This window comes from Mycolicibacterium parafortuitum (assembly GCF_010725485.1).
Classification (GTDB): domain Bacteria; phylum Actinomycetota; class Actinomycetes; order Mycobacteriales; family Mycobacteriaceae; genus Mycobacterium.
This window is the reverse complement of record NZ_AP022598.1, coordinates 4033234-4058784: the sequence shown is the minus strand read 5'-3', so window position 1 is coordinate 4058784 and position 25551 is coordinate 4033234. Positions and strand designations below refer to the sequence as shown.

Annotated in this window: 30 protein-coding genes, 1 tRNA gene and 1 pseudogene; 10 read left to right on the top strand and 22 right to left on the bottom strand. The window is 67.1% G+C overall.

Annotated features, from left to right (window positions below; translation table 11 throughout):
* Nucleotides 1-27: 27 nt before the first annotated feature.
* A complete protein-coding gene (locus NTM_RS19445) occupies nt 28-1419 on the top strand; it encodes a wax ester/triacylglycerol synthase family O-acyltransferase (RefSeq protein ID WP_163767170.1) in 1392 nt (463 codons plus the stop codon).
* 33 nt (nt 1420-1452) lie between these two features.
* Here NTM_RS19445 and NTM_RS19440 read toward each other — a convergent pair whose 3' ends face one another.
* From NTM_RS19440 to NTM_RS19430, 3 genes and pseudogenes are all read right to left on the bottom strand, one after another.
* Entirely contained in the window at nt 1453-2328 is an 876-nt protein-coding gene (locus tag NTM_RS19440; RefSeq protein WP_104865651.1) for a universal stress protein, read from the bottom strand.
* Nucleotides 2329-2622: 294 nt separating this feature from the next.
* Nucleotides 2623-2757: pseudogene (locus NTM_RS28860) on the bottom strand (universal stress protein); the annotation flags it as partial.
* Nucleotides 2758-2941: 184 nt separating this feature from the next.
* Nucleotides 2942-3301, bottom strand: coding sequence for an Rv2640c family ArsR-like transcriptional regulator (locus tag NTM_RS19430; RefSeq protein ID WP_104865682.1), 360 nt, complete (start codon nt 3299-3301; stop codon nt 2942-2944).
* A gap of 96 nt (nt 3302-3397) precedes the next feature.
* Here NTM_RS19430 and NTM_RS19425 point away from each other — a divergent pair, with 96 nt between their 5' ends.
* The 4 genes from NTM_RS19425 (at nt 3398) to NTM_RS19410 (ending at nt 6335) form a co-directional block, all read left to right on the top strand.
* Nucleotides 3398-3880: an ArsI/CadI family heavy metal resistance metalloenzyme gene (locus tag NTM_RS19425; protein ID WP_104865652.1), complete on the top strand. Its 483-nt coding sequence runs from the start codon at nt 3398-3400 to the stop codon at nt 3878-3880.
* The gene (gene arsB / locus NTM_RS19420; protein ID WP_163767168.1) at nt 3880-4992 is read left to right on the top strand and encodes an ACR3 family arsenite efflux transporter; all 1113 of its coding nucleotides are present in this window, start codon (nt 3880-3882) and stop codon (nt 4990-4992) included. The genes NTM_RS19425 and arsB overlap by 1 nt, the downstream gene beginning before the upstream one ends.
* 17 nt (nt 4993-5009) lie before the next feature.
* Entirely contained in the window at nt 5010-5426 is a 417-nt protein-coding gene (locus NTM_RS19415) for an arsenate reductase ArsC (protein ID WP_435405101.1), read from the top strand.
* 114 nt (nt 5427-5540) lie between these two features.
* On the top strand, nt 5541-6335 hold the full coding sequence (locus NTM_RS19410) for a bestrophin-like domain (RefSeq protein ID WP_163767163.1): 795 nt from the start codon (nt 5541-5543) through the stop codon (nt 6333-6335).
* 314 nt (nt 6336-6649) lie between these two features.
* On the opposite strand, the gene NTM_RS19405 is transcribed toward NTM_RS19410, so the two are convergent.
* Both NTM_RS19405 and NTM_RS19400 read right to left on the bottom strand, forming a co-directional pair.
* Entirely contained in the window at nt 6650-7582 is a 933-nt protein-coding gene (locus NTM_RS19405; protein ID WP_170311985.1) for a tyrosine-type recombinase/integrase, read from the bottom strand.
* On the bottom strand, nt 7579-7881 hold the full coding sequence (locus tag NTM_RS19400; protein WP_163767161.1) for a hypothetical protein: 303 nt from the start codon (nt 7879-7881) through the stop codon (nt 7579-7581). Before NTM_RS19400 ends, NTM_RS19405 begins: the two co-directional genes overlap by 4 nt.
* Before the next feature lie 212 nt (nt 7882-8093).
* Between NTM_RS19400 and NTM_RS19395 the strand changes: the two genes are divergently transcribed.
* Both NTM_RS19395 and NTM_RS19390 read left to right on the top strand, forming a co-directional pair.
* Nucleotides 8094-9134, top strand: coding sequence for a hypothetical protein (locus tag NTM_RS19395; protein ID WP_163767159.1), 1041 nt, complete (start codon nt 8094-8096; stop codon nt 9132-9134).
* A 5-nt stretch (nt 9135-9139) separates the two neighbouring features.
* Nucleotides 9140-10024 (top strand): hypothetical protein, encoded by an 885-nt coding sequence (locus tag NTM_RS19390; RefSeq protein ID WP_163767157.1) that lies wholly within the window; start codon nt 9140-9142, stop codon nt 10022-10024.
* A gap of 113 nt (nt 10025-10137) precedes the next feature.
* Here NTM_RS19390 and NTM_RS19385 read toward each other — a convergent pair whose 3' ends face one another.
* From NTM_RS19385 to NTM_RS19350, 8 genes are all read right to left on the bottom strand, one after another.
* On the bottom strand, nt 10138-10533 hold the full coding sequence (locus NTM_RS19385) for a hypothetical protein (protein ID WP_163767155.1): 396 nt from the start codon (nt 10531-10533) through the stop codon (nt 10138-10140).
* A gap of 105 nt (nt 10534-10638) precedes the next feature.
* On the bottom strand, nt 10639-11118 hold the full coding sequence (locus NTM_RS19380; protein WP_163767153.1) for a phage protease: 480 nt from the start codon (nt 11116-11118) through the stop codon (nt 10639-10641).
* A gap of 34 nt (nt 11119-11152) precedes the next feature.
* Entirely contained in the window at nt 11153-12040 is an 888-nt protein-coding gene (locus NTM_RS19375; RefSeq protein WP_163767150.1) for a major capsid protein, read from the bottom strand.
* Between the two features lie 2 nt (nt 12041-12042).
* Entirely contained in the window at nt 12043-12630 is a 588-nt protein-coding gene (locus NTM_RS19370) for a hypothetical protein (protein ID WP_163767148.1), read from the bottom strand.
* Nucleotides 12630-13040, bottom strand: coding sequence for a hypothetical protein (locus NTM_RS19365; protein ID WP_163767145.1), 411 nt, complete (start codon nt 13038-13040; stop codon nt 12630-12632). The genes NTM_RS19370 and NTM_RS19365 overlap by 1 nt, the downstream gene beginning before the upstream one ends.
* Entirely contained in the window at nt 13037-13417 is a 381-nt protein-coding gene (locus tag NTM_RS19360; protein WP_163767143.1) for a hypothetical protein, read from the bottom strand. The genes NTM_RS19365 and NTM_RS19360 overlap by 4 nt, the downstream gene beginning before the upstream one ends.
* A gap of 169 nt (nt 13418-13586) precedes the next feature.
* Nucleotides 13587-14342: a hypothetical protein gene (locus NTM_RS19355; protein ID WP_163767141.1), complete on the bottom strand. Its 756-nt coding sequence runs from the start codon at nt 14340-14342 to the stop codon at nt 13587-13589.
* Nucleotides 14343-14398: 56 nt separating this feature from the next.
* Nucleotides 14399-14614, bottom strand: coding sequence for a helix-turn-helix domain-containing protein (locus NTM_RS19350; RefSeq protein ID WP_197746386.1), 216 nt, complete (start codon nt 14612-14614; stop codon nt 14399-14401).
* A 153-nt stretch (nt 14615-14767) separates the two neighbouring features.
* Between NTM_RS19350 and NTM_RS19345 the strand changes: the two genes are divergently transcribed.
* Nucleotides 14768-15907: a tyrosine-type recombinase/integrase gene (locus NTM_RS19345; RefSeq protein WP_163767138.1), complete on the top strand. Its 1140-nt coding sequence runs from the start codon at nt 14768-14770 to the stop codon at nt 15905-15907.
* Nucleotides 15908-15985: 78 nt separating this feature from the next.
* Here NTM_RS19345 and NTM_RS19340 read toward each other — a convergent pair.
* A tRNA-Pro gene (locus NTM_RS19340) sits at nt 15986-16059 on the bottom strand.
* A 101-nt stretch (nt 16060-16160) separates the two neighbouring features.
* On the opposite strand from NTM_RS19340, the gene NTM_RS19335 reads away from it, so the two are divergent.
* A complete protein-coding gene (locus tag NTM_RS19335) occupies nt 16161-17642 on the top strand; it encodes a cryptochrome/photolyase family protein (protein WP_179964075.1) in 1482 nt (493 codons plus the stop codon).
* Nucleotide 17643: 1 nt separating this feature from the next.
* Here the strand turns inward: NTM_RS19335 and NTM_RS19330 are convergent, their stop codons facing one another.
* Genes NTM_RS19330 through NTM_RS19300 form a run of 7 tightly spaced genes read right to left on the bottom strand, consistent with a single transcriptional unit; the run spans nt 17644 to nt 23744 of the window.
* Nucleotides 17644-18411 carry a sulfite exporter TauE/SafE family protein gene (locus NTM_RS19330; RefSeq protein WP_170312022.1) on the bottom strand — a complete coding sequence of 256 codons (768 nt, stop codon included), beginning with the start codon at nt 18409-18411 and terminating at the stop codon, nt 17644-17646.
* Nucleotides 18412-18445: 34 nt separating this feature from the next.
* Nucleotides 18446-19870: a ribosome biogenesis GTPase Der gene (gene der, locus NTM_RS19325; RefSeq protein WP_163767134.1), complete on the bottom strand. Its 1425-nt coding sequence runs from the start codon at nt 19868-19870 to the stop codon at nt 18446-18448.
* Nucleotides 19867-20553: a (d)CMP kinase gene (cmk, locus tag NTM_RS19320; RefSeq protein ID WP_163767132.1), complete on the bottom strand. Its 687-nt coding sequence runs from the start codon at nt 20551-20553 to the stop codon at nt 19867-19869. Before cmk ends, der begins: the two co-directional genes overlap by 4 nt.
* The gene (locus tag NTM_RS19315) at nt 20550-21293 is read right to left on the bottom strand and encodes a pseudouridine synthase (protein ID WP_163767130.1); all 744 of its coding nucleotides are present in this window, start codon (nt 21291-21293) and stop codon (nt 20550-20552) included. The genes cmk and NTM_RS19315 overlap by 4 nt, the downstream gene beginning before the upstream one ends.
* 2 nt (nt 21294-21295) lie before the next feature.
* Nucleotides 21296-22039 (bottom strand): SMC-Scp complex subunit ScpB, encoded by a 744-nt coding sequence (gene scpB / locus NTM_RS19310; RefSeq protein WP_163767128.1) that lies wholly within the window; start codon nt 22037-22039, stop codon nt 21296-21298.
* Nucleotides 22040-22047: 8 nt separating this feature from the next.
* Nucleotides 22048-22875 carry a segregation/condensation protein A gene (locus tag NTM_RS19305; protein ID WP_104865661.1) on the bottom strand — a complete coding sequence of 276 codons (828 nt, stop codon included), beginning with the start codon at nt 22873-22875 and terminating at the stop codon, nt 22048-22050.
* Complete coding sequence (locus NTM_RS19300) at nt 22872-23744, bottom strand: ParA family protein (RefSeq protein WP_104865662.1); 873 nt, start codon at nt 23742-23744, stop codon at nt 22872-22874. The genes NTM_RS19305 and NTM_RS19300 overlap by 4 nt, the downstream gene beginning before the upstream one ends.
* Nucleotides 23745-23868: 124 nt before the next feature.
* Between NTM_RS19300 and NTM_RS19295 the strand changes: the two genes are divergently transcribed.
* The gene (locus tag NTM_RS19295) at nt 23869-24603 is read left to right on the top strand and encodes an O-methyltransferase (protein WP_163767126.1); all 735 of its coding nucleotides are present in this window, start codon (nt 23869-23871) and stop codon (nt 24601-24603) included.
* Here NTM_RS19295 and xerD read toward each other — a convergent pair.
* Nucleotides 24600-25544 (bottom strand): site-specific tyrosine recombinase XerD, encoded by a 945-nt coding sequence (gene xerD, locus NTM_RS19290; protein ID WP_163769554.1) that lies wholly within the window; start codon nt 25542-25544, stop codon nt 24600-24602. The two genes, NTM_RS19295 and xerD, sit on opposite strands and share 4 nt — an antisense overlap.
* Nucleotides 25545-25551: the final 7 nt, after the last annotated feature.

Below are 25551 nucleotides of genomic sequence, written 5' to 3'. Positions count from 1 at the left end.
GATTCTGATCGAGCAGATAGTGGATCTGTGGAGCGCTTGTCGGCCTTTGATGCGGGATTCCTCGATGCCGAGGACGCTGATCCGCATATCAGTCTTGCGGTCGGCGCGGTTTCGGTCCTGGAGGGCCCGGTTCCGCCTCAGGACGAGATCGTCACCGCGCTGGCTGCACGCATTCCGGCCATCCCCCGGCTGAGCCAAGTTGTCCGTCGTGCGCCATTCGACCTGTCGGCTCCGCAGTGGGTGGCCGATCCCGCGCCGGATCTTGCCCACCACATTCGGCGAGCTGCGTTACCGCACCCCGGCGACGACGAGGCGCTCTTCCGATTCACCGCAGAAGCGATGGAGTCCCGATTAGACCGCGAACGCCCACTATGGCAGTGCTGGGTCATCGAAGGACTACCCCGCGGACAATGGGCGATCCTGATGAAAGTGCATCACTGCATCGCCGACGGCATCGCCGCATTGCACATGCTGACCGGGCTGTGTGACGGTGGTGAGCACACCACATATGTCGGCGCCACGCAGCCCGCGCAGCAGCCCCGTCCAGAGACCGCGCGACGACTGTCGCTCAACCCGATTCGCTGGGCGCAGGACGCGTGGAGCACGGCCTCAGCAGTGGCCTCCACCGCGACCACAACGCTGGTCGGCGGTATCGAAATCCTTGACAGCCTCGTCCGGCACGGCGACGACTCCGTGTTCAACGGTTCGATCACCTCGATGCGCCGCTACAGCGCCGTCCAGGTGTCCTTGGCCGACGCGCTGACGGTATGTCGAACTTTCGATGTCACCCTCAATGATGTAGCGCTAGCGGCGATTACCGACAGCTTCCGCGCGGCTCTGATACGGCGTGGCGCTGAACCCCTGCACCACTCGCTGCGCACGCTCGTCCCGGTCTCGGTGCGCCCAGCAGATGCGATGAACCGTGCCGACAATCAGGTGTCGGTGATCTTGCCCTATCTACCGGTGGATGAATCCGACCGGTTGGAGCAACTGCGTGCGGTGCACCGCACGCTGACACGGGTGAAAGCGGGTGGCCAACGAAGCGCCGGCAGTACCGCGGTCAGCATCGTCAAATCGGTGCCGTTCGCAGTGGCCTCCCGGGTGATCAGAACGGTGACGGCCCTACCCCAGCGTGGCGTTGTGGCGTTGGCGACGAATGTTCCCGGGCCCCGAGATCGGCTGCGGCTTATGGGTCACGACGTCGTGCGCATGCTTCCAATACCTCCTGTCGCGTTACGCCTTCGCGCCGCCGTGGGGATCCTGAGCTATGGCGACGACCTCGTCTTCGGCATCACCACCGATTTCGATGCCTTCCCGGACGTAGCCCAGCTGGCGGACGGAATTGCGGATGCCGTGGCCGACCTGACGCGGGCGGCGGCACGGAAAGCGGCTCCGCCGGCAGATCAGGTCGGCGTTTGACCCACCGCGTTGCGGCGGTGCGCCCTCGGGGACTCAGCGCGGTCTGACCACGATGACGGGGATATCAGCCAGTTGCGCCAGCGCTGAACTGACGGAGCCGAGCAGCATGTCGGCGAAACCGCCGCGACCGTGACTCCCCACCACGGCGAGTTGTGCTGCGCCGCAGCGTTCCACCAGACGATGGAGGGGTCGGTCGAACTCCACCTCAGCATGAACTGGCACCTCCGGGTAGCGTTCCTTCCAGGGCGCCAGACGCTGGGAAAGATACTCCTCACCGTGCCTTCTGGCGTTGCTCCACTCGCCACCCCGGCTGAGCGCTTCGCCGATGTCGCTGATGACGTGGACCGCCAGCACACTCACTCCCCGCCGGGACGCCTCCTCAAAAGCCAGTGCGGTGGCCGCGTACGACGCCGGACCGTCGATTCCCAACAACACCGGTTCGGTTGCCGTGGGCGCAATTCCGTTCTGGTTGTGAACTACGGCCACTGGGCCGGAGCCGTGGTGCAGGATCCCGGAGCTCACCGAGCCCAGCAGCAACCGCCCCACCGCTCCCGTCCCACGACTGCCGACGACGACCATGTGCGCCGATCGCGAGGCCTCCACGAGAGCCTCAACGGCTCCGGAGCGAACAATCTCGGTACGAATAGCGGGAGGATCGCCGTCGGCTACCTCGGCGACCAGTTCACCCGCCTCCTTCAACACGGTTTCGGCGTAGCGAAGTTCGTCGTCGACCGTACCGTCCGACGGCGCCAGTGGCCACGTGACAATCGGTTGCGGCACCGCAAACAGAAGAGTGATCGGCTTGCCGGCCAGTTGAGCCTCACGCGCGGCCCAGCGGACTGCCGCCACCGCTTCCTGCGACCCGTCGACACCGACGACGATCCCGAATCGCGCTCGCTCGCTGCTCATCTGCGGGGTCTTGTCGGATCGCCGTCAGCAGTCGTCACTCCCGCGGCGTCAAACACCGAGACTGCAATAAGCGCATTCATGTGAACCTCCTCGCCGATGTGTTCTCAGGAATCTCGACGCTACGACTGACAAGAACTGCCGCGCTAGGGCCGATGGTCCCGTTGCCGGGCCGCCTCGGTCCCACTGATCACGGCGCCGTCATCACCCTGGCGTGCGACCTGGGTCGGCGCCTCCGACCCATCGAAAGCGGTCACGAAGATGCGGCCGCAAGCGCCATCGTCGTGGCCAGGAAGGACGCGCCACCATCACCGGCACCCGCGCATCCTGGGCGACCGCCCGGCTGACCGAACCCAGGAGCATGCCGGCGAACCCGCCCCGGCCGCGACTGCCCACAACGAGCAATTGTGCGTCGCATGATTCCTCGATCAGCACCCCCGACGCGGGGCGATCATCGCGCCATCTCCGCCGACCACCCCTTGCCCTCGACCATGTCCCGTCGTCAGTCGGCGGAAGCCGAAAGGCAACGCGGCACGACCGCGGGCGGGGAGCTTCGAATATCACTGTTGCGCAGGCACGTCGAGACTCGTGCAGGCCGACACCGCTGGAGGATGAGTCAGCGGCAGCAGTTCGGGTCGAGCACGGCGCACAGCGCGCCCAGCGCATCGGAGGCCGGCCGATGAAAGACGTTCATTCCTCGGCGATCTGACACGACAAATCCTGCACGCCTCAGTTGGGCGAGATGGTGACTGATCGTGGACTCGGCCAACTCCAGCGCCGCCGCCAGATCGCCGCTGTTCTCCTCGCCCGCTGAGGAACTGAACAGCATCGACATGATCCTGACGCGCACCGGGTCCGCGAGTGCCTTCAGCCGCAATGCCACCTGCAGAGCGTCGTCCTCGCTCATCGGACCCGAGGCCACGGGGGCGCAGCACACCGGAGCCGACATGTCGATCGTTGGCAGAGCTTTGGGCACCAACACAGTGTGCCACTAGATTGACATTCATCAAAAAGGTGGCATTCTGGCCTCCGTCGGTATTTCGATATATGTCACACAGGTGTGGAGGTTTCCATGTCCCGCATGCAACTCGCCCTCAACGTCGACGACCTCGACGAGGCGATCACGTTCTACTCGAAACTGTTCAACACCGCCCCCGCCAAAGTGAAGCCGGGCTACGCCAACTTCGCGGTCACCGAGCCGCCGCTTAAGCTCGTGCTCTTGGAGAACCCCGGCAAGGGCGGAACGATCAACCACCTTGGCGTCGAGGTCGAGTCCAGCGAGACCGTTCACGCTGAGATCGCGCGCCTCGCCGACGAGGGCCTGTTCACCGAAGAGGAGATCAACACCACCTGCTGCTTCGCCACGCAGGACAAGGTCTGGGTGACCGGCCCCGCCGGGGAGAAGTGGGAGGTCTACACCGTCCTCGCCGATTCAGAGACATTCGGAACCAGCCCGCAGCATCTCGACGACGGCAACGCCGATGCGTCGGGTGTGTGCTGCGGCGGTCCCGCTGCCGAGGCAGCCGGGACCGAATCCGCGCAGTCCTGCTGCTGATGGCGGCGACACCCCATAGCAGCGGGCCCACGCCGCGGATCGCAGTCGTGGACAAGATGTCGACTCTGGACCGGCTACTGCCGGTCTGGATCGGCATTGCCATGGTTGTGGGCCTGCTCGTCGGCAGGTGGGTGCCAGGTCTGGATACGTGGCTTGACAGTGTCCAGATCGACGGCGTCTCCGTGCCGATCGCCCTCGGGCTGCTCGTCATGATGTATCCGGTGCTGGCCAAGGTCCGCTACGACCGCCTCGACACCGTCACCGGCGACCGCAGACTCCTTGTCAGTTCCCTGGTGCTGAACTGGGTGCTGGGCCCGGCGCTGATGTTCGCGTTGGCGTGGCTGTTCCTACCCGACCTTCCCGAGTACCGCACCGGGCTGATCATTGTGGGTCTGGCGCGCTGTATCGCCATGGTCATCGTCTGGAACGACCTCGCCTGCGGCGACCGCGAAGCAGCCGCCGTGCTGGTGGCGCTGAACTCGGTTTTTCAAGTGGCGATGTTCGCGGTGCTGGGGTGGTTCTACCTCTCGGTGCTGCCGGGTTGGCTCGGTCTGGAACAGACCACGATCAGCACATCACCGTGGCAGATCGCCAAATCCGTGCTGATCTTCCTGGGCATCCCACTCGCTGCGGGCTACCTGTCTCGACGGATCGGTGAGCGAGCCAAGGGCAGGCACTGGTACGAGACGAACTTCCTCCCCAAAGTCGGGCCCTGGGCCCTCTACGGCCTTCTCTTCACCATCGTGATCCTGTTCGCACTGCAAGGCGCTCAGATCACCACCAACCCAATGGATGTCATCCGCATCGCGATCCCCCTGCTGGCGTACTTCGCGATCATGTGGGGCGGCGGCTACCTGCTGGGGGCTGCGCTCGGGCTCGGCTATGAGCGCACCACCACCCTGGCGTTCACCGCCGCGGGAAACAATTTCGAACTCGCCATCGCTGTCGCCATCGCCACCTACGGCGCGACCTCCGGTCAAGCGTTGGCCGGTGTCGTCGGCCCGCTCATCGAGGTGCCCGTCCTCGTCGGCCTCGTCTATGTGTCCCTACTGCTCCGCAAGAGGTACAGAGACCCAAGCGCCACCGCACCGACAGAAAGTCCCCACCGATGATTGACGGAAGACCAGCCGTGCTGTTCCTGTGCACCCACAACGCCGGGCGTTCCCAGATGGCCATGGGCTTTCTCAAACACTTCTCGGGCGATGGCGTCGCCGTCTACTCAGGGGGCTCTGAACCAGCCGACGAGGTCAACCCCGCCGCCGTCGAAGCCATGGCCGAGAAGGGTATCGACATCAGCGGAGAACAACCCCGGCGCTGGACCCTGGACGACCTCGAAGCCGTCCAGGTCGTCATCTCCATGGGGTGCGGCGACGAATGTCCGTACATTCCCGGAAAGCGTTACGAGAAATGGGAGCTCGCCGACCCGGCGGGCCAGGGCATCGACGCCGTCCGCGCCATCCGTGACGACATCGAGCAGCGTGTACGGGCGCTCGCGGCCGAACTCGACGCGCTATCCCAGCACCGAGACCCCGCGAATCGGTCGTAAGGCCGGCCAGGGACAGAATCCCGGATCACCCCCACCCTGGGCGTCCCACCCCTACAGTCATGTTTCGGCGCCACACCCAGCCGGGCGGATCGCTGCTGAACTGAAGGGGGAAACTTGAGTCAGTGGTTGGTCTCGCACGTGCCGCCGTGGCTACTCCTGCTTCTCATCGTCACCTGCACGGCGGGCATCGCGATCCTGGCCCAGACCGTCGTGCGTCGTCGATTCCCCCACCTGCGAGGCGAGGAACACAACGACGTCATCAAGTTCGCCTTCGGCGTCGTGGGTTTCGTTTTCGCGTTCTTCATCGGCTTCGTCGTCTCGGCGATGTGGGGACAGATCAGCCACGCCGATGACCTCGTGCGCACGGAGGGCACCGCTGCCGCTCAACTGGCCAGGGACTCCCATATCTTCGACCAGCCCGACAGGGACCGGATTCGGCAAGCCCTGCTGGAATACGAGCAGGCAGCTATCACCGAATGGGACGAAATCAACGACGGGCGCTCCTTTCCCGAGGCGGACCGAGCCCTCGATCGCCTCTACGCCGCCTACGAAAACGTCCAAGCGAGCACAGATGCCCAAAAGACGCTTCTCGCATCGTCGTTCAGCAATCTGAACGATGCCAGCAAGAATCGCGCCGAACGCATTCTGCAGGCCCGTACGGACACCGGCCCACCCTGGTCGCTGTGGGCGGTCATCTTCGTCACCAGCGGTCTGCTTCTGGGCTGCGCGATCATCTACGGCGTCGAGAAAGCCACCAACCACTACGCCATGGTCGCCATCATCGGAACCCTTGTCGGCGCGCAACTGTTTCTCGTCGTCGAACTCTCCCACCCGTACGTCGGCGCGGTCTCCACGGTGCCCGAACCCCTCCACCACGTCGTGCGCGTCCTACAGGACAGCGCGACGTGAGTAAGCGACGGGGAATGGTGCGCACTCGCAACACGAAGGCCAGGCCGGCTTACGCCGGTCCTGGCCTTCGTTCTCGCGTCGGGCTGACAGGATTTGAACCTGCGACCACTTGACCCCCAGGCATCGCAAGCATGTTCGCACATGTTCGCGACTGCTCACTATTGCCCTGCGGGACAGCATGATTCGACAGCTACGGACGCTGGCGGACAGTAGCGGATTCAGGCGGATTTCCGACCTGGTTTGGGTACAGATTTGGGTACGGCGCGACCACTTGACCGTGCCGCGGTGGTCGCGGCCGTACACTTCGCCGCCGTTCAGCCTGCGTCGCGCCTGCGGTCGCCCAGGCTGACGACGTTGCCCACTCCGTGCGGTGGTCGTGGGGCGATCCGTTCGTCGGCGGGGGCCTCCACAACGGCTCGGACAGCGCGGGGTGCCACTGCGGTGTAGATCTGCGTCGTGGCAACGCTGGCGTGGCCGAGGGCGTCCCGGACCGCGATCAAGTTCCCGGTGCCGGCCAGTCCGCGGGTGGCGAAGCGGTGCCGCAGCTTGTGCATCGACCAGCCCGGCGGCATCAGAGCGGAGATGAGACGGCCCACGCAGTCCGCCGACACGTGCGGCGAAAGCAGGTTGCCCCACTGGTCGCGCGACGGGAACAGGAACCCGCGGGGACAGAACTCGCGGATCTCCTCCGCGAGGCTGTCCGTCACGGGGACCACGCGCTGCTTTCCGCCTTTGCCGTGCACGATGAGCGACCACCCGTCCGTGTCGCGCACGAGGTCTTCACGCTGGCACACCGCGACCTCAGCGCGCCGCATCCCGACCTCACCGGCCAGGCGCGCCATCATGCGTTCGCGCGGGCCTGCGGAAGACAGCAGGTCGTTCCATATCTCGTCGGTGGCCGGTCGTGGCCTCGGCTTGGCTCCGGGCACTCTCGGCAGGCTGGCGGCGGGGTTGGCGGTTGCGAGGCCGTTGTCGACGCACCAGTCGAAGAAGCTGACGAGGGAGCCGCGGACGCTCTTGCGGTGGTCGTTGGACCAGGACCGGCCGCTGCAGTAGGCGACGACGAGCGGAACGGTCACATCGCTCGGTGCGCTGAGCTCGGATACGCGTGCGAAGGCGCGGATGTGGCCGCGTCGGAGGGCGGCCGTTGATGGTGCCATTCCGCCGAGCTTGAGCCAGCCCACCCAGCCGCGGATCGCGGTCTCCCACGCGGGTGGCAGCGTGTATCGGACGGGCCCGCTGGTCATCTCAACGCGTCGATTTCGTCGGCGGCGGCGTTGATCGCGGCGGTGAGCTGGCGCGCGATCTCGGGGTCGAGTAGCTCGCCGCGGTTGGGTGCCTCGATGGTGAGCCAGCGCCGGCAGGTGTCGTTGGACCGCTGGACACCTTCGACGGTGACGAGGAACCCGGCCGCCTCGCGGGTTCGGCCGACGAACTCGCGCGTCGAGAGTCCGTCGTGATGTTCCCAATCGAATACACGAAAGGCATCCGCGGGTGGATGCATGGTTGCTGCGGCCCGCGCCGAGGCAATGTGCTGAGCGGTCATACTTAAGACATTAGATCGCGGTAATCCATTGGTAAACAGCTATTTTCGAACTATTCGCTGTGCGCAAGATCCAACCGCTGAACGCATCGTTTATGCGGTGAGTGCATTCGCCAGATGCGCAACCTGCGTCATGACAGAGGGCGCTTTCTGAGTTGCGACACTCGGGCTAAGGTCAGCTCAACTGGCAGTGCGTGCCGATATCGTCTTGACCTATGACGCCATTCGTCGAGTGGCTCGGGACGATTCCGGCCGGCATATGGGGTGCGCTGGCTGGCGCTGTGACCGCAAGGATCCTGACGTCGCTTGCCGAGCGGAAACGCAATCGCGACGCCTACCGCGCGCCGCAACGGGAGGCGATCGGCGCGATCATCGCGGCGGCCAACGACATGAAAGTCAGCCTGTCTGATGCACTCGAACACATGGGTCTGACCGGGAGGCAGACCACCGATGACGCAGCCGTGGCCAGCCTGAACACCTTCCTCCGAAGGCTTCTCGCTCTCGATGAGCAGTTCTCTATCGGACGTCTGACGGTGGTCGACGGCCCCTGCCGGGACAAAATGCTCACCGCCTACGTCCGGTTTTCAGAGCTCCGGAAGCTAGCCAACAACCCAGCTATGGCGACTCAAGCAGGATTCGACGAGTTCATTCGAGAAATGAGCGAGACATCGAATGCCCTCGACACATTGCTGGCCGAATTGGTCGATCTCGGAGAAGGCCGGCTATCGCCGACCCGCCCCCTGCTGTCCCGCCGTCCAACAGTCAAGGTGGCGAGCAACAAGGGCCGAGCCGAGCTGGAGGCCACGAAGGTCGGCCGTCGCCGTCAGAATAAGGGGGAGAAAACTAACCCTTCGACACCTCCGGCCGCCGACGCGCCGGCAGAAGACGTGATCGAAAAGGACGAACTGCCACCCAATCCGGAAGCGCCTCCGGCGCGCGAACGGGACGTGGAAGTCGTTGGTGAGCATGGAAGCTCGGTTCGGATCCGGACCGAGGTAGTGAAAGGCGCAGAGCTGACGCGCCAACACGTTGGCCGCCTGGTCGCGGAAGGCCGAGGCAGCTACAACATCATGGGTCGGATCCTCGACCTCACGCCCGTGATCACCGACACCAGCCGATCGTGGCTCGCGACTATCCACTGGGCACCACTGCCCGGAAAGCGGCCTCGGGTCAGCCAACGGCCGATCAGGTCCGATGATCTGGTTGAACTTGTCGAAATCGTCGACGGGGGCTCGGCAACAGATGAGGAGGATTGATCGCGATGGCGCTCAACCTTGGCGATGCCCGCGAGTGGATCAACCGCGCCAGAGCCCAGCACGAAACACTGAAATCGACGTTTGCCGATTGGAGTGCGTCTGGTGGCATTAGCCTGCTGGGCCAACGGAACTCCGAAGTGATGCGTTGGGAGTTCGACGTGGTGATAACCAGCGAGCCCAAACCGAACTTGAGCATCCTGGCCGGTGAGATATTCGATGCACTACGGCGCGCGTTGGATTACATCGCCTGGCAGGTCTACGCAACTGGAACGGCCGAAAGGTCCGAGAAGCGTGATAGGACCATCTACTTCCCGATCGTCACCGATCCAGCCGGGTGGGAACAGCAACTGCAGAGCAAGGTCCCCGGCGCATCCAACGACCACGCGAGTGCACTCCACGCGTCCCAGCCCTTTGCACAGGCAGAGCAACACCGCGCAGCACTCCCAACCCTTGCGGCGTTCATCAACCGCGACAAACATCGCCGACTCAGTCTGTTCGCAACCGGTGCATTCGCGGTTTCTGCGCGGTCACCGGAGCTCGATGACGACATGAGCATGATCCTGGCTGCCACCTGGCCAATTCCGACGCTCCACATCGCCGAAGCGCTTCAAGAGATGCGCGGTAGGGCACTCGCGCAGGGACTCAGCGGGCCGGTCGCGGCGACGTGGATCATCGCGTACGTGGAGCTACGTCGAAACCGTGAAGGCGATGCGAACAGTTCCGGCGATCCGATTCCATGGGCTGACGGCATTGAGATGTCGGACCCTCCTCCGCCTCAGTTGCGAACAGGATTCGCCACTGAGGACGGAGACATGATCGGAATGGAGGGCCTCGGCGATCTCATCGACCACGTCGCCGGCATTCTGGACCGCTTCGCGAGTCTCGGGTGACAGGCAACACGCGAAAATTCCGGCTCCCCCAAAAAAATTCGTGACCACCGCCGTGGGAGTCACCTACCCCGCCCCCTCAAGAAAATCCGGGGGTGTCGCCGCGGCGAGCCGGGTCATATTGCTGGCCACCCCATCTGCAGATCGCCGAGCGGGTGCTGACGCGGCAGCTGCCGCAGCGCGGGGCGTTCATGGTCGCGGCGGCCGTCTCCGCGCTGCGTATTGCACAGGCCGTGCAGCAGTCGGTCGGCTTGCGTACCGCCGGCGGATCGCGGGTTGGTGTGATCGCCGGCCAGGACGCCCGTGAGGGTGTCGGGCTTGCCATCGCGACGCGTCGCGTGCGGGTCGTAGTCGGGGTTCTTCGTGCGATCCCGGTACATGGGTAGGCCGCACCACCAGCACGGCGTGCCGTCGACGTGTGCTGCACGCAGGCGTGCGACCTGCTCGCGGTGTGTGTAGCCCAGGCCGCGCTGGGTTGTGGTGCGTCTACGTCCGGTCGCGGGCGTCTTCATGTGGATGCGCCTTCCAGAGGATGTGGGGGCGGCGCAGCGCACGAAAGTGTCCGGCCAAACGTGCGCTGCGCTACCGTCGCGACCCGCCGCATTGGGTCGCGAGTCTCAGTAGAACCACTCGCCGGGTTCGGCCAGATCCGATCCGGGTTCAGGGTTCATCGAGTGCCCGGTCTCGGACATAGGGGCTGCGGTCTCGTCGGGCACCTTGGCGAGTACGTCGGCCATCTCGGGGTCGGCGCTGATCAGATTGACCCAGTGCTTGCGCCGGCCCGGCGTGATCTTGCCCTTGCGGATGGCGTCATCGACGGACGCCGCGATGCGTTCCTGTGCCGCGGCGGCGGCCATCTTGCGGCCCTCTGCGGCGTCTCGGCGCAGCGCGTTGGCGGCGTCCTTGTCGAGCAGCTCCATGCCGGCCTTCTTGGCTGCTGCGGCAACGGTGGACGGCTTGGCGGGGTCGAGGGCCTCGGCCTGTGCCACGAGGTCGGTGACGGTGTCGACGACGAGCTCGGGGTCGGTAGTGTCGGCGGGCAGTCCGAGCGCCTCGAGCAGCGCGGCCTGTTGTACGTCGGTGAGCGTGAAAGCCATCTCCGGGTTCCTTTCCGTGTCTGTGCGGGGTCGGCTATCCGGCGAGGCCGGTCAGTTTCTTGGCGGCCCGGATGTTGTCGATCGCGATGGCCGGGACGACGTAGGCCTGGACCCACTTCGATCGGGTTTGGCGGTCGTCGATGATGTCGACGGTGAGGCCGATTTCGAATCCGACGGTGCCGACAGCGCCCTTCTGGATTGCCCATGCGGTGCCAGCGGTGACGCGCGGGTTGGAGAACAGTTCTACGCCAGCGGATTTGAGCATCGCGTCGAGCTTGTCGGCGTAGGCAACCTTGAGCGCTCGGGCCTGTTCGGGGTGGACGATGAGCAGGTCGTGCACGACGCCGAGTTCATCGAGGTCGGCGACCATCTGCGCGTCGGCAAGGTCAGCGGTCGGCAGTTCGCCAGACGGCGTCAGCTCGGCTTCCGGGCCCACGGTGACCAGGTCGCTCCAGTCGTGTCCAGGGACGGTGATCACGCCGCCCGCGGCGGCCGCCTCGATCTTGGCCATGAGGCGTTGATCGAGCTTGCGGGCGATCGTGTTCGCGAGCTGGATGATCTGCTGGTCCATGTAGGACACGTTGTTGCGGATGATGTACTCGTCGGGCACCTGGACCTTGCCACCCCAGTCCTCGACCTTCGCCAGGTCCGGCACCGGGTCTACACCGACCGTGGTGCGGTACTGGTCGCCCGGGGCGCGCTGTTCGACGTCGTCGGCGGTGTAGAAGTTCGCCGCTGTCACTGTCGAGAACAGCATTCCGCCGCCGAGCACGGGCGAGCCGAGCTGGTGCGTGAACTGTGGCAGCAGAAGGGCCGTGTCAGCGAGCTTGGCGATCCGCGCCGCGATGACGCTGGGCGTCTTCAGCGCGACGTCGACGGTGAGCTTGCGGCCATTCAGTTCGGGCAGCAGTGCGTTGGGCATGGTCAGTCTCCGTTCGTTCGGTTGCTTCGTCGCCGGCGGGCGGCGGCGACTTTGACGGCGCGGGCACGGGTATCGGTGCGGGGTGCTTCGGTGGCGTTGGGCGTGGTCGCACTCGGCAGGGCAACGCGGCTAGCTGCGACTCCGTAGAGGGCGGCGACGTCGCCGAGGTCGGCCAGGCCGTCGACGCCGGGGAGCTCCGCGCCGAGCAACGCGACGGCGGTCAGCACGAAGCGGAACCCGCGTCCGCTGACGGGGTCGGTGTAGTTCACCCAGCCTTCGACGCTGCGCTGTGGGTAGGCGCGGCGGATTACCGCCGCGACGGCTTTCGGGACGCCGTGGAAGTCGCCGATGAGGACGTTGCCGCTCTCGCCGAGCTGCAGGTTGCTGACGCGGCCGAGCGCCGGTGCGGCGTCACCCATCCCGGTGTGGCCGAGTTTGATCACGGCGTCGCGGATCGCGCCGGCTCGGTGCGCGGCGACAGCGTCGGCGAGGTCTTCCGGGGTGACGCGCCATGTGCCGGTGCTGATTTCGTGGACACCGACGCGGACGAGGTCGACGTTCGGGATCGTCACGACGTCGGGTTCAGGCATCAGCGGCCCTTGCGGCGTGCGGCGCGGTGCTCGACGCGGGCGAGGTCGTGCACCCAGCGGTTCCCGACGCGCTGGCTGCCGAGTCGCCGCGGGTTGCGGCGCGCGAGCGCGCGAACGGCGTTCGTGGTGACGCCGAGGATCCGCGCAGCTTCGGAGCTGGTGACGGTCGCATAGCCGCCATCGTGGCGGCGATTCGTTTGGTCTGCTGGTGAACTACCTGCCGCTGTGGCGGCTGCGGCCTGCGCGGCACACTTTCGTGTCGCTCTGCGCAGCTGCGCGGTCGTGTGGACGAGCTTCGCCGAGGGCCGCGAACGGCGCTCAGCGAGCAGCCGTTCGAGCAGATCCAGTGCACCGAGCAGCGTTTCGGCGTCGTCGGCGGCGAGCATGACGCCGTTGACGGCCGCGATCACAGCGGCGTTCCGTCGTCTGCCCGGTGATCCTCGGCGTCCTGCCCCGGGCCGTCTGGTTCGTCGAGCTGCAGCAGCGTGAGGTGCTGGCGAGCGATTGCCAGGAGGTAATCGCAGCCGGATCGGTTTAGGTAGATCCGCCGTATTTCGAGCTCGGCGGCGTCAACGTCAGCCAACGTGAGGCCGGCCGCCAGCGCGTCGCGATAGACCGCTGTGACGGCCTGGTCCCGGATGGCGTCGCGTTCGTCGACCGTCGTTGGGCGGAACGCGATCGGCTGTGTTTCGTCGTGCTGCGCGGTGACGCATCGGAACGCGAACTCGCGCGCCAACATTGCTCGGCCGGCGGCCTCTGCGCCCGGGACTTCGTCGTAGTCGTTCATCGAACCTCTTTCGTGTCGGTCGTTGTAACTCGCTGGACGTATGGGACGCGGCGATCTCGGCCGTCTGGTGTCTGGCACCACTGAGCGGGGTCGGCACCGCAGCCCGGACAGGGCCGGTCGAGCGCCCCGGTGTCGACGTAGGCACGCACAATGACGCGGTCTCGGCTTCTCACGCTGACTTCTTCCTGCGGAAGTTCGGATGCTTCGGGCAATCGACGAGAGGGTCGATCCAGTCCCGGCCGTACTGGTCGCAGTCGGGGCAGTCATTGATCGCTTTGCGGATCGCCTCGCGCTCTTGCTCGGTTCGGTCGGCCTCGACTTGCTGCTGGCTCTCGTCGGCCAGCCGGGCGTCACGGCATGCTGAGCACTTCGGGGGGTGGGGGTTCAAGAGGTGGTCGTCGCACCGTGGGCCGTACGGCCCGCGCCTGACGCCCCCTGTAGGAATCCCTGTAGGAATCCCTGTAGGAATCCCTGTAGGGGGTGTTCCGCGCAGTTCAGAGGGTGTTTTGTTGGACGCTGGCGTCAGGGGTTTCGGACGCTGGCGTCGTGGGTTTCGGACGCTGGCGTCAGGGGTTTCTTCATTCAAACCCGTACCGCTGGCGTCCGGGGTTTCATTCAATACCCCCGACGTTGGCGTCAGGGGTAATCGGAGATTGAACGACCGTCGCGCACGCTGGCCGCGCCCACCGCCCCACCGCCCCGTCTCCACCAGATAGCCACGGTCCGCCAACCGTCCGAGCGCGTCGATGAGTCTCCGCCGGGACATGCCTCCGCGCAGGTGTGTGGCGATCTCGTCGAGTTCGACCGCCCAGCCGACGCCGTCGCTGCGCGTGTACGTCACGCCGAGGAGGACGGCCAGTCGGAGCTCTCTGTCGGTCAACTCCGCGTCCGACAGCGCTGCTTTAAGCCACGCGAACTTGTTCATGTCTCACCGACGCAGGCCGGTCCGTCCATCCAACTGGTGACGGCATGCGTGACTGGTCACGCCGTCGCGGCCTCACTGAGTCGATCCACATACGCCGCAATGGATTCCGCAGTGATGAAGCCGCGACGCCCGATGTTCACCCGGACGAGCTCGCCGGCCCGTACGAGCTCCCAAAGAGTCGTACGCCCAATGTTCCCGAGCATCACTTGAGCCTCGGTGTACGGCAGCAGAAGCCGGGTCGGTTCCTTGGGGGTGAGATCGCTGTGAGCCATGTCGTCTCCGTTCGTTGTTGTTCGCCTGAACTGCGGCGCGGTTACAGTCAGTTAGACACGGCTCGACTTACTGTGTGCGCGAGCTCTATTCGCAGCGCGGGTAGTTGGCACGTAGACGGCCAGAAAAATTGGTTCCGAATTGGGGGGTCCGAAATGACGAAACGCGCGAACGGGGAGGGCAACGTGCGGCAGCGCGCGAACGGTCGCTGGGAGGGCCGCGTCTCCTATCTAGACCCAGCCACCGACAAACGGCGATCCGTTTCGGTCTACGCGACGACGGCGACTGAGTGCCGCAAAGAGCTGAAGAAGGTCCGGCGGCGGCTCGAAGACGGCCAGCCGGCCAAAGATGCGCCCGACACCCTGACTTCCTGGTTGGAGCGTTGGCGGGAAACGTCCCTGGCGGCCTCGGACCGCAAGGCTACGACGAAATCGCTCTACGCCACGTTGAGCCGCAAGCACCTCGAAGGCGCGACGATCGGGGCCAAGCGGCTGGACAGGCTGAAGCCGTCCGACATCGAGGCGCTGATTGTGAAACTGCGCGGCGACGAGCTCTCGGATTCGACGGTGCGGGCGGTGTACGCGGTGCTGCGCCAGGCGCTCGACGTCGCGGTCCGGGACGGCCTGGTCGCATCGAATCCCGCGGCCAAGGTGAAGCGGCCCGCGGTCGCGCACCGAGAGGCGAAGTACTTATCGGCGGCCGACGTCGCGCGCTTGCTCGATGCGGCGCGCGACCTGCGCTACTACGTGGCAGTGCTCGTTATGGCGACTACCGGTCTGCGCCGCGGCGAGGTAGCCGGCCTGCTGTGGTCGGACGTGGACTTGCAGAAGGGCGAACTGACGGTCCGGCACACACTGTCCCGGGTCGACGGCGACCTGGTACTGACCGAGCCGAAAACCGATCGGTCGCGACGTCGTGTGCCGCTGCATTCCGGAGTGGTGGCCGCGCTCAAGGCGTGGCGGACTCAGCAGCTCGAGGAGCGCCTAGCGGCGGGCGACCTGTGGACCGATACCGGGGTGGTGTTTGCGACCGAGTTCGGCACGATGGTGGATCCTCGCAACCTGTTGCGCACGGTCGAACTGGCTGCCAAGAAGGCCGGCATCGAGGGCGTCGGCGCGCACACGATGCGCCACTCTGCAGCGGTCGCGTGGCTGGAGTCGGGAGTTCATATCAAGGCCGCGGCCGACCTGCTCGGGCACTCGTCTATCGCGATCACCGGCGACCTCTATGGCCACACATCCGACGACACTGCGCGGGCAGCGGTCGACGGCCTCGGCGCTGCGCTCGGCCTGTGATCCTGGTTTGGGTATAGCGTTTGGGTACGGGCATGAAAAAGGCGGTTCCCGGTGATCGGAAACCGCCTTTGACCTGCGTCGGGCTGACAGGATTTGAACCTGCGACCACTTGACCCCCAGTCAAGTGCGCTACCAAGCTGCGCCACAGCCCGCGGTGCCTTCCGGGATCGCCGGTAGGCGGTCGAAAGCTTACATCAGCGTGACACCGGAATCCCAACCGCGTGCCGCCGCGCAGATCGGGCATCCCGAGACCGTGCCCACCGACGACGCTCCGCTGTGGCTGTTCGCCGATCAGCTCGGCCCCGCCGTGTACGGGGGCGAGCACGCCCACCGGGAGGTCGTGCTCATCGAGGCCGCCTCCGCGCTGCGCAAGCGCCGTTATCACCGGCAGAAACTGCACCTGGTGCTGTCCGCGCTGCGCCACGCCGCACGCGACCTCGGCGACCGGGCCACCCTGATCCAGGCCGGCACCTACACCGAGGGGCTGCGACGCGTCGGCCGGCCGGTACTGGTGCACCAGCCCACCTCGCACGCCGCCGAACGGTTCGTGCAGCGGCTCATGCGGCAGGGCCTCGTCGCCGACGTGCTGCCCACACCCACCTTCGCGCTGTTGCGCAACGACTTCGCCGAATGGGCCGGGGCGCGCACCCGGTTCCGGATGGAGGACTTCTACCGCGATCAGCGGCGCCGCTTCGACGTGTTGATGAACGGCGCCGACCCCGTCGGCAACCGGTGGAACTACGACGAAGACAACCGCGAACCGCCACCCAAGGCGCCTACCCTCGGCGTACCGGCCCCGTACCGACCGCGCGAGGACGTTATCGACGCGCAGGTCCGCCGCGACCTCGACACGATGGACCTCGACACCGTCGGCGCCGACGGACCGCGACTGTTCGCCGTCACCCCGGCCGAGGCGCAACGCGCGCTCGCCCGCTTCATCGAGCACCGCCTCCCCCACTTCGGCCGCTACGAGGACGCGATCCTGGCCGAAGACTGGGCCATGTCGCACTCGCTGCTGTCCGTGCCGCTGAACCTCGGTGTGCTGCACCCGCTGGACGCCGTGGACAAAGCCGAGCGCGCCTACCGCGACGGTGCGGCCCCGCTGGCGGCCGTCGAGGGTTTCATCCGCCAGATCCTGGGCTGGCGCGAATACATGTGGCACCTGTACTGGCACTTCGGACCCGGCTACACCGAGGCCAACGAACTGAACTCCCGCACCGAGCTGCCTGATTGGTGGGCTGACCTCGACGCCGACGCCGTCACCGCACGGTGCCTGCACGACGCGCTCGCAGGCGTCCGCGACCGCGGCTGGACGCACCACATCCAGCGCCTGATGATCCTCGGCAGCCACGCGCTGCAGCGCGGTTACCGCCCCGACGACCTCACCGAGTGGTTCGCCACCGCGTTCGTCGACGGCTTCCGCTGGGTGATGCCGACCAACGTCGTCGGCATGAGCCAGCACGCCGACGGCGGGCGCCTGGCCACCAAGCCGTACACCTCCGGCGGCGCCTACATCAACAAGATGAGCGACCTCTGCCGCGACTGCGCCTACGACCCGAAGAAGCGCCTCGGCGACGACGCGTGCCCGTTCACCGCCGGCTACTGGGCGTTCACCCATCGCCACCGCGAACTGCTGGCGGCCAACATGCGCACCCGCCGCGCGGTGTCCTCGATGGAGCGGCTCGGCGACCTCGACGCCGTGCTGGAGCAGGAGGCGCACCGCCGCACGTTCTGAGCTACACCGCCAGCAGGCGCCACAACCCGATCAGCCCCACCACGACGATCACCGCGCGCAGCGCGGCCGGCGAGAGCCGACGCCCGTAGTGCGCGCCGAGGAATCCGCCGGCGAGCGACCCGACCGCGATCAGCCCTGCCGCGGCCCAGCTGATCCGGTCGAACGCGACCACCGTGTAGGCGAGCGCCGCGACGATGTTCACGATCAGCGACAGCAGGTTCTTCGCGGCGTTCATCCGCTGCATGTCCTCGGGCAGCAGCGCACCCATCACCGCGATCAGCAGAATGCCTTGTGCCGCGGTGAAATAGCCGCCGTAGACGCCGACCGCGAACGTCCCGGCCACCAGCGCGATCATCCGGGCCGTCGAGACGTGGTCGACGGACCGGCCCGCGGCTTCGGCGCGCTGTTTGGCCCAGTTCTGGATCCGCGGACCGAGCACCACCAGCACCAGGGCCAATATCAGCAGCCCGGGCACCACCTGGATGAAGACCTTCTCCGGCAGGTGCAGCAGCAGCCACGCACCGCCGGCGGCGCCGATGAACGATGCCGGCAGCTGCCAGCGCAGCCGGTGCCACTGACCGCGCAGCTCGCGGCGGTAACCCCAGGTCCCCGACACCCCGCCGGCGACCAGGCCCACCGCGTTCGACATCGTCGCCGTGACCGGCGGGAAACCCAGCGTCACCAGGGTGGGAAACGTGATCAGCGTGCCGGAACCGACGACGGCGTTGATGGCTCCCGCCCCGACACCCGCGAGCGCGATGAGGACCATGTCGAGTACGGACACTCAACCGACCCTAGCGAAGTCACCGCCGCGACTTCGAACCCCTTTTCTCACGCACCCGCACGTTGATCCGGATCGGGCTGCCCTCGAAACCGAACGTCTCGCGGAGTCGGCGCTCCAGGAAGCGCCGGTATCCGGCCTCCAGGAAGCCGGAGGTGAACAACACGAACGTCGGCGGACGCGACGCCGCCTGGGTGGCGAACAGGATGCGGGGCTGCTTGCCGCCACGAACCGGCGGCGGGGTCGCGGCGACGACCTCCTTGAGGAAGGAGTTCAGCTGCCCGGTGGTGATGCGCTTGTCCCAGGACGCCAACGACGTCTCCAGCGCGGGCACCAGTTTCTGCACGGCGCGGCCGGTCTTGGCCGAGATGTTCACCCGCGGCGCCCACTGGATCTGGGCCAGCTGCAGGTCGATCTCGCGGTCCAGCAGGTAGCGGCGGTCCTCGTCGACCAGGTCCCACTTGTTGAAAGCCAGCACCAGCGCCCGGCCCGCCTCGATCACCATCGACAGCACCCGCTGGTCCTGTTCGGTCAGCGGCTGGGACGCGTCGACGAGCACGATCGCGACCTCGGCCGCGTCGATCGCACCGTGGGTGCGCACCGACGCGTAGAACTCGTGGCCGCTGGCCTGCCCGACCTTGCGGCGCAAGCCCGCGGTGTCGACGAAACGCCAGAGCTTGCCGTCCATCTCGATCAGCGAGTCGACCGGGTCGACGGTGGTGCCCGCGACATCGTGCACCACCGAGCGGACGTCACCCGAAAGCCGGTTCAGCAGAGACGATTTCCCGACGTTGGGCTTACCCACCAGCGCGACCCGGCGCGGGCCGCCGCCTCCTGCTCCGGAAACCTCGGAGACCGACGGCAGCTCCGCGACAACGGAGTCGAGCAGGTCGGCGACGCCGCGGCCGTGCATCGCGCTGATCGGATGCGGCTCCCCCAGCCCCAGCGACCACAGCGCGGCCGCGTCGGCCTCGCCGCGCTCGTTGTCGACCTTGTTGGCGGCCAGGAACACCGGTTTTCCGGAGCGCTGCAACAGTTTTGCCGCGGCCTCGTCGGCGGTGGTGGCCCCGACCACGGCGTCGACGACGAAGATGATCGCGTCGGCGGTGCGCATCGCGACCGACGCCTGCTCGGCCACCAGCTGCTGCAGCCCCTTGGCGTCGGGCTCCCACCCGCCGGTGTCCTGCACGACGAATCGCTGGGTGCCCCAGGACGCGTCATAGGACACCCGGTCCCGAGTGACGCCGGGGACGTCCTGCACGACGGCTTCGCGCCGGCCCAGGATCCGGTTCACCAGAGTGGATTTGCCGACGTTGGGCCGGCCCACGACGGCGACCACCGGCGGCGGCGCCGAGGCCTCCTCGATGGCCTCGGCCACCTCTTCTGCGCCCAGCTCCCAGTCGCCCTCGTCGAACCACACGCCGTCGCCGGCGCCGTCCTCGGTCATCGGGACACTCCTGCTCTCTGTGCGACGAGTTCGGTCAGGTACGCCACGACCTCGTCCTGATTCATCTCGCTGGTGTCGACGACGATCGCGTCGTCGGCCGCCCGCAGCGGTGACACCGCCCTGGTGGAGTCCAGGTGGTCCCGGCGTTTGACGTCGGCGAGCACCGCGTCGTAGTCGGCGGGCCTGCCGTTGGCGATGTTCTGGTCGGTGCGCCGCCGCGCACGCACCTCCGCCGAGGCGGTCAGGAAGATCTTCACGTCCGCGGCCGGCAGCACCACGGTGCCGATGTCGCGCCCCTCGACGACGACACTGCCCGGCGCAGAAGCGAGTTCACGCTGTAGCTCCACCAGCCGAGCCCGGACCTGCGGCACCGCCGACACCGCCGAGACGGCCTTGGTGACGGCATCGCCACGGATCTCGGCCGAGACGTCCTCACCGGCCAGATACGAGCGGTCCCCGTCCGGATCGAAACCGACCGCCAGATCCACTCGTTGAGCGACGTCCGCGATCGCCGTGGTGTCGGCCAGATCGATGCCGGCGCGCAGCACACCGAGGGTCACGATGCGGTACATCGCACCGGTGTCCAGATAGCGGGCATTCAGCGCACGGGCCAAACCTCGTGCCACCGAGGACTTTCCGGTTCCAGCAGGTCCGTCGATCGCGATCACCACAGAGGGGCTCACAGGCCCACCGCCTTGTACAGTTCGCCGATCTCCTTCTGTGTCAACACGCGGATGCTGCCCGGGCGCTGGTCGCCCAGCGTCACCGAGCCGATGTCGGTGCGGACGAGTTCCTGCACGGGGAAACCGACTTCGGCCAGCACCCGGCGCACGATGTGCTTGCGGCCCTCGTGCAGCGTGACCCGCACCAGGGTGCGTCCGGGCACCGTGTCCACCAATGCGAAATCGTCGACCCGCACCGGACCGTCGTCGAGCACGACTCCGTCGCGCAGCTTGCGGCCCAGCCCCTTCGGCACCGATCCGAGCACGGTGGCGACATAGGACTTGGGCACTTCGTAGGACGGGTGCATCAGCCGGTGCGCGAGCTCACCGTCGTTGGTCAGCAACAGCAATCCCTCGGTGTCGGCGTCGAGTCGCCCGACGTGGAACAGCTTCTTGGTGCCACGGACCCGGTGTTCGACCAGATCGCCGACACACGGCCTGCCACGGTCGTCCGACATCGTGGAGTGCATGCCGCGCGGCTTGTTGATCGCGAGGTACACCCGCTCGTCGTCGACGGTGATCCTGGCGCCGTCGACGCGGATCACCTGCTCGGCGGGGTCGACACGGGTGCCGAGTTCGGTGACTATCTGGTCGTCGACCTCCACCCGGCCGTCGCGGATCATCTTCTCAGCGACGCGCCGTGACGCGATGCCGGCCTGGGACAACACCTTTTGCAGGCGTACTCCGTCGTTGTCTGTCATCCTCAGTCCTGGTCGACGTCGATGGCGGCCGGGGCTTCGGGGGCCTGGGCGCCGTTGAGTTTCATGAATCGCGGTTCCTCACCGAGGTTTTCGCTGATGTCGTCGATCACGTCGACGTCCGGTAGCAGCGGTGCGATGTCGGGCAGATCGGTCAGCGATGTCAGCCCGAGCCGCTCGAGGAACAATTCGGTCGTCGCGAAGGTCACCGCACCCGAATCCGGATCGGTGCCCGCCTCGGTGATGAGCCCGCGCGCCAGCAGCGTGCGCATCACCGCATCGACGTTGACCCCGCGCACCGCGCTGACCCGGGCCCGCGTCACGGGCTGCCGGTACGCGACCACCGCCAGGGTCTCCAGCGCCGCGCGGGTCAGCTTCGAGCGGGCTCCGTCGAGCAGCAGTTTCTCCACATACGGCGCATAGCGGGCCCTGGTGTACATCCGCCAGCCACCGCCGGCCTCGCGCAGGTCGATGCCACTGTCGCGGGCGACGTACCCGTCGGCGAGCAGCCGCAGGCGGTCGGTGATGCGTTCGGCGGGCTGCTCGGTGACGGTGGCCAGTGTGTCGATTGTCACCGGGGTGTCGACCACCAGCAGAAGCGCTTCGAGCACGGAATCCAGTTCGGCGTTGTCCAGTTCGACCGGCGCGGCGTCGTCGAGTTCGTCGCCGTCATCCGCGGCCGGGTCATGGCCGTCGGTGTCGACGATCTCCACATCCGAGGGGCTGTCCGTCGAGATCTCTTCTGTCATAATCTTTTCTATTCCGCGTCCGCGGTCGCCAACTGTTGGCTGGTCGGCCGCTCTCCGGTCCACGCGATCTGGAGCACGCCAAGCGCCTCGGGCTGCTCAAATGTTACCGCCCGCGCCCGGTAGAGCTCGAGGAGCGCGAGGAACCGCCCGACGATCTCGATCGGCACCTCGCAGTCGGAGACCAGCTCGGAGAACGACGCCCACTCCCCGATGCCACGCTGCTCCAGCAGCGACACCAGCTTGGCCGCCTGCTCGGGAACCGACACCGACACCTGGTGCAGGTGGTCGAGGCGCACGGACGGAACCGGGCGCGGCGTGAACGCCGCGGCCGCGATCTCGGCGAACCGGGCCGCGTCGACGCCGAGCATCACCTCGGGAAGCAGTTCGGAATAACGATCCTCCAGGGACACCGCCCGCGGGTAGCTGCGCATCGCCGCGGCTTCCAGCTCGGCGAACATCTCGGCGACGTGCTTGAACGCCCGGTACTGGAGTAGCCGCGCGAACAGCAGGTCACGGACCTCCAGCAGCGCGAGATCCTCCTCGTCGTGGATTTCACCCGCCGGCAGCAACCGCGCGGCCTTCAGGTCCAGTAGTGTCGCGGCGACGACCAGGAACGAGGTGGTCTCGTCGAGGCCCAGCTGCGGCCCGATCTGCTTGGTGTATGCGATGAACTCGTCGGTCACCTGGTGCAGCGCGACCTCGGTGACGTCGAGCCGGTGCGCGAAGATCAGCTGCAGCAGCAGATCGAACGGACCCTCGAAGTTGCTGAGCCGGACCTTGAACCCGGCCTGGGGCGACGCGTCGGTGGGCTGATCCGCGGTCGTGGTCTCGCTCACGCGCCGAACCGGTAGATGACCTCACGCGCCAGCGCCCGATATGCCTCGGCGCCAGCAGATTTCGGCGCCCACGTGGTGATCGGTTCGCCGGCCACGCTGGTCTCGGGGAACCGCACGGTGCGGGTCACCACGGTGTCGAACACCAGGTCCCCGAAGCGTTCCACGACGCGGGCCATCACCTCACGCGAGTTCACCGTGCGGGGGTCGTAGCGGGTGATCAGGATGCCGCTGATCTCCAGCTTCGGGTTCAGCCGGTCGTGCACCTTCTCGACGGTGTCGGTGAGCAGCGCCAGCCCGCGCAGCGAGAAGAACTCACACTCGGTCGGGATGATCACCCCGTCGCTGCAGGCCAGCCCGTTGACGGTGAGCAGGCCCAGCGACGGCTGGCAGTCGATCAGCACGTAGTCGTAGCGGTCCAGCACCGGATACAGCGCCCGGGCGAGCGTCTGCTCGCGGCCGACCTCGTTGACGAGCTGGATCTCGGCGGCGGACAGGTCGATGTTGCTGGGCACCAGGTCCAGCCCCGGCACCCGGGTCTTGATCAGCACCTGGTCGATCGAGACCCGGGGCTCCACCAGCAGGTTGTGCACGGTGTGCTCGAGCTCGTAGTGCGGCACGCCCAGCCCGGCCGACAATGCGCCCTGCGGATCCAGGTCGACCAGCAGCACGCGCCGGCCGTACTCGGCCAGGCTGGCGCCGAGGTTGATCGTCGAGGTGGTCTTTCCGACGCCGCCCTTCTGGTTGCACATCGCGATGACCTTCGCCGGTCCGTGCGAGGTGCGGGGCGTGGGTTCAGGGATCTGGCGTGGCAGCCGGCCGGTCAGACCGGGGGTGGGTTCGGGGTCCGGAGCGCCTGTCGGGTCGGTCATGCCAGACCTTCGCTGGTCAGGCAACCTGCAGGCATGGCGGACATCCGGGCAAGTTTAACGGGGAGAGACCAATCGGTGAGGCAGACCCGCACGCAACGCCGGATATCGCCGCTAATCTCACGCCATGAACGGTCTACGGAGATGGGCCCGGCTGGCGCTCGGCATGCCGTCGTTCGTGCGTACCGGCCAGATCGGTGACGGCCGCGAGAACGCGTGCGCGGACTTCGTCGAGGCCACGGCACCGCGCGGAGACGTGGATGCGGCGCTCGCCGCGATCGACACCTTCGCCACCCGCGAGGCGATGCTCGTCAACGTGGGTGTCGAGAAGGGCGCGCTGCTCGACGCGGCGGTGCGCCGCGCCCATCCCGCCCTGGCCGTGGAGCTCGGCACCTACTGCGGCTACAGCGCGCTGCGCATCGCGCGGGCGGCGCCGTCGGCCCGGGTGCTGTCGGTGGAGTTTTCCGCGGCCAACGCCGAGGTCGCGCGCCGCATCTGGGCCCACGCCGGAGTCGCCGACCGGGTCACCTGCGTCGTCGGCACGATCGGGGACGGCGGGCGCACCCTCGACGCGCTGGCCGGCGAGCACGACGTCACCGCGGGCAGCGTCGACCTGCTGTTCATCGACCACGACAAGAGCGCGTACCTGTCGGATCTGCTCGCCATCGAGGAACGCGGCTGGCTGCACCGGGGCTCGATCGTCGTCGCCGACAACGTGCGCATCCCGGGCGCACCGGGCTACCGGCGCCACATGCGCGAACAGCAGGGCACGCGGTGGGACACCGTCGAGCACAAGACCCATGTCGAATACCAGTCACTGCTGCCCGACCTGGTGCTCGAATCGGAGTATCTGGTCGGTTAGCGGGCCCGCGGATGGGCGCCGGCCCACACCTCGCGCAGGGCGTTCACGGTGACCATCGTGTAGATCTGCGTGGTCGTCACCGAGGCATGGCCGAGCAGCTCCTGCACCACCCGCACGTCCGCGCCGCCGTCGAGCAGGTGCGTCGCGAACGAGTGCCGCAGCACGTGCGGGGACACCGTCGCGGTGACGCCCGCGCGTTCGGCGGCGTCCTGCAACACCTGCCACGCGCTCTGCCGCGACAACCGGCCACCGCGGGCGTTGAGGAAGATCGCCGGGGTGCCGCGCCCGCGGCGGGCCAGGTCGGGGCGCCCCCGCACCAGGTAGGTGTCCAGCGCGCTGACCGCGGGGCGCCCGATCGGGATCAGCCGCTGCTTGCCACCCTTACCGCGCAGCAGCACCGACCGGGCCTCGGTGTCCACGTCGTCGACGTCGAGCCCGACCGCCTCGGAGATCCGGGCGCCGGTCGAGTACAGCAGTTCCAGCAGCGCCCGGTTGCGCAATGTCAGCGGGGAGTCGGCGTCGCTGTCACCGCCGGCGGCCTCCAGCAGCGCCAGCACCTCGTCGATGGTCAGGCTCTTCGGCAGCCGCCTGCTCGGGGTCGGCGGTTTGACGTCGCGGGCCACGTCGATCGCGGCGAAACCCTCGGATGCGGCGAACCGGTGCAGACCCCGCACCGCGATCAGCGCCCGCGCCGCCGACACCGCCGACAGCGGCACCACACCGTTGTCGGGGTCGCCCTGGCGCAGCGCGACCAGGAACTCGCTGACGTCGGTCTCGGCGACATCGGCGAGGTCGGCGATCTCCCGCGCCCGCAGGTGTTCGGCATAGCGGCGAAGATCGCGTCGGTAGGAGCTCAGCGTGTTGGCGGCGACCCCACGCTCGATCGCCAGGTGATCGAGGTAGCCCTGGAGTTGATCGTCGAGGGCGGTTCCGACGCCCATCGCCGCC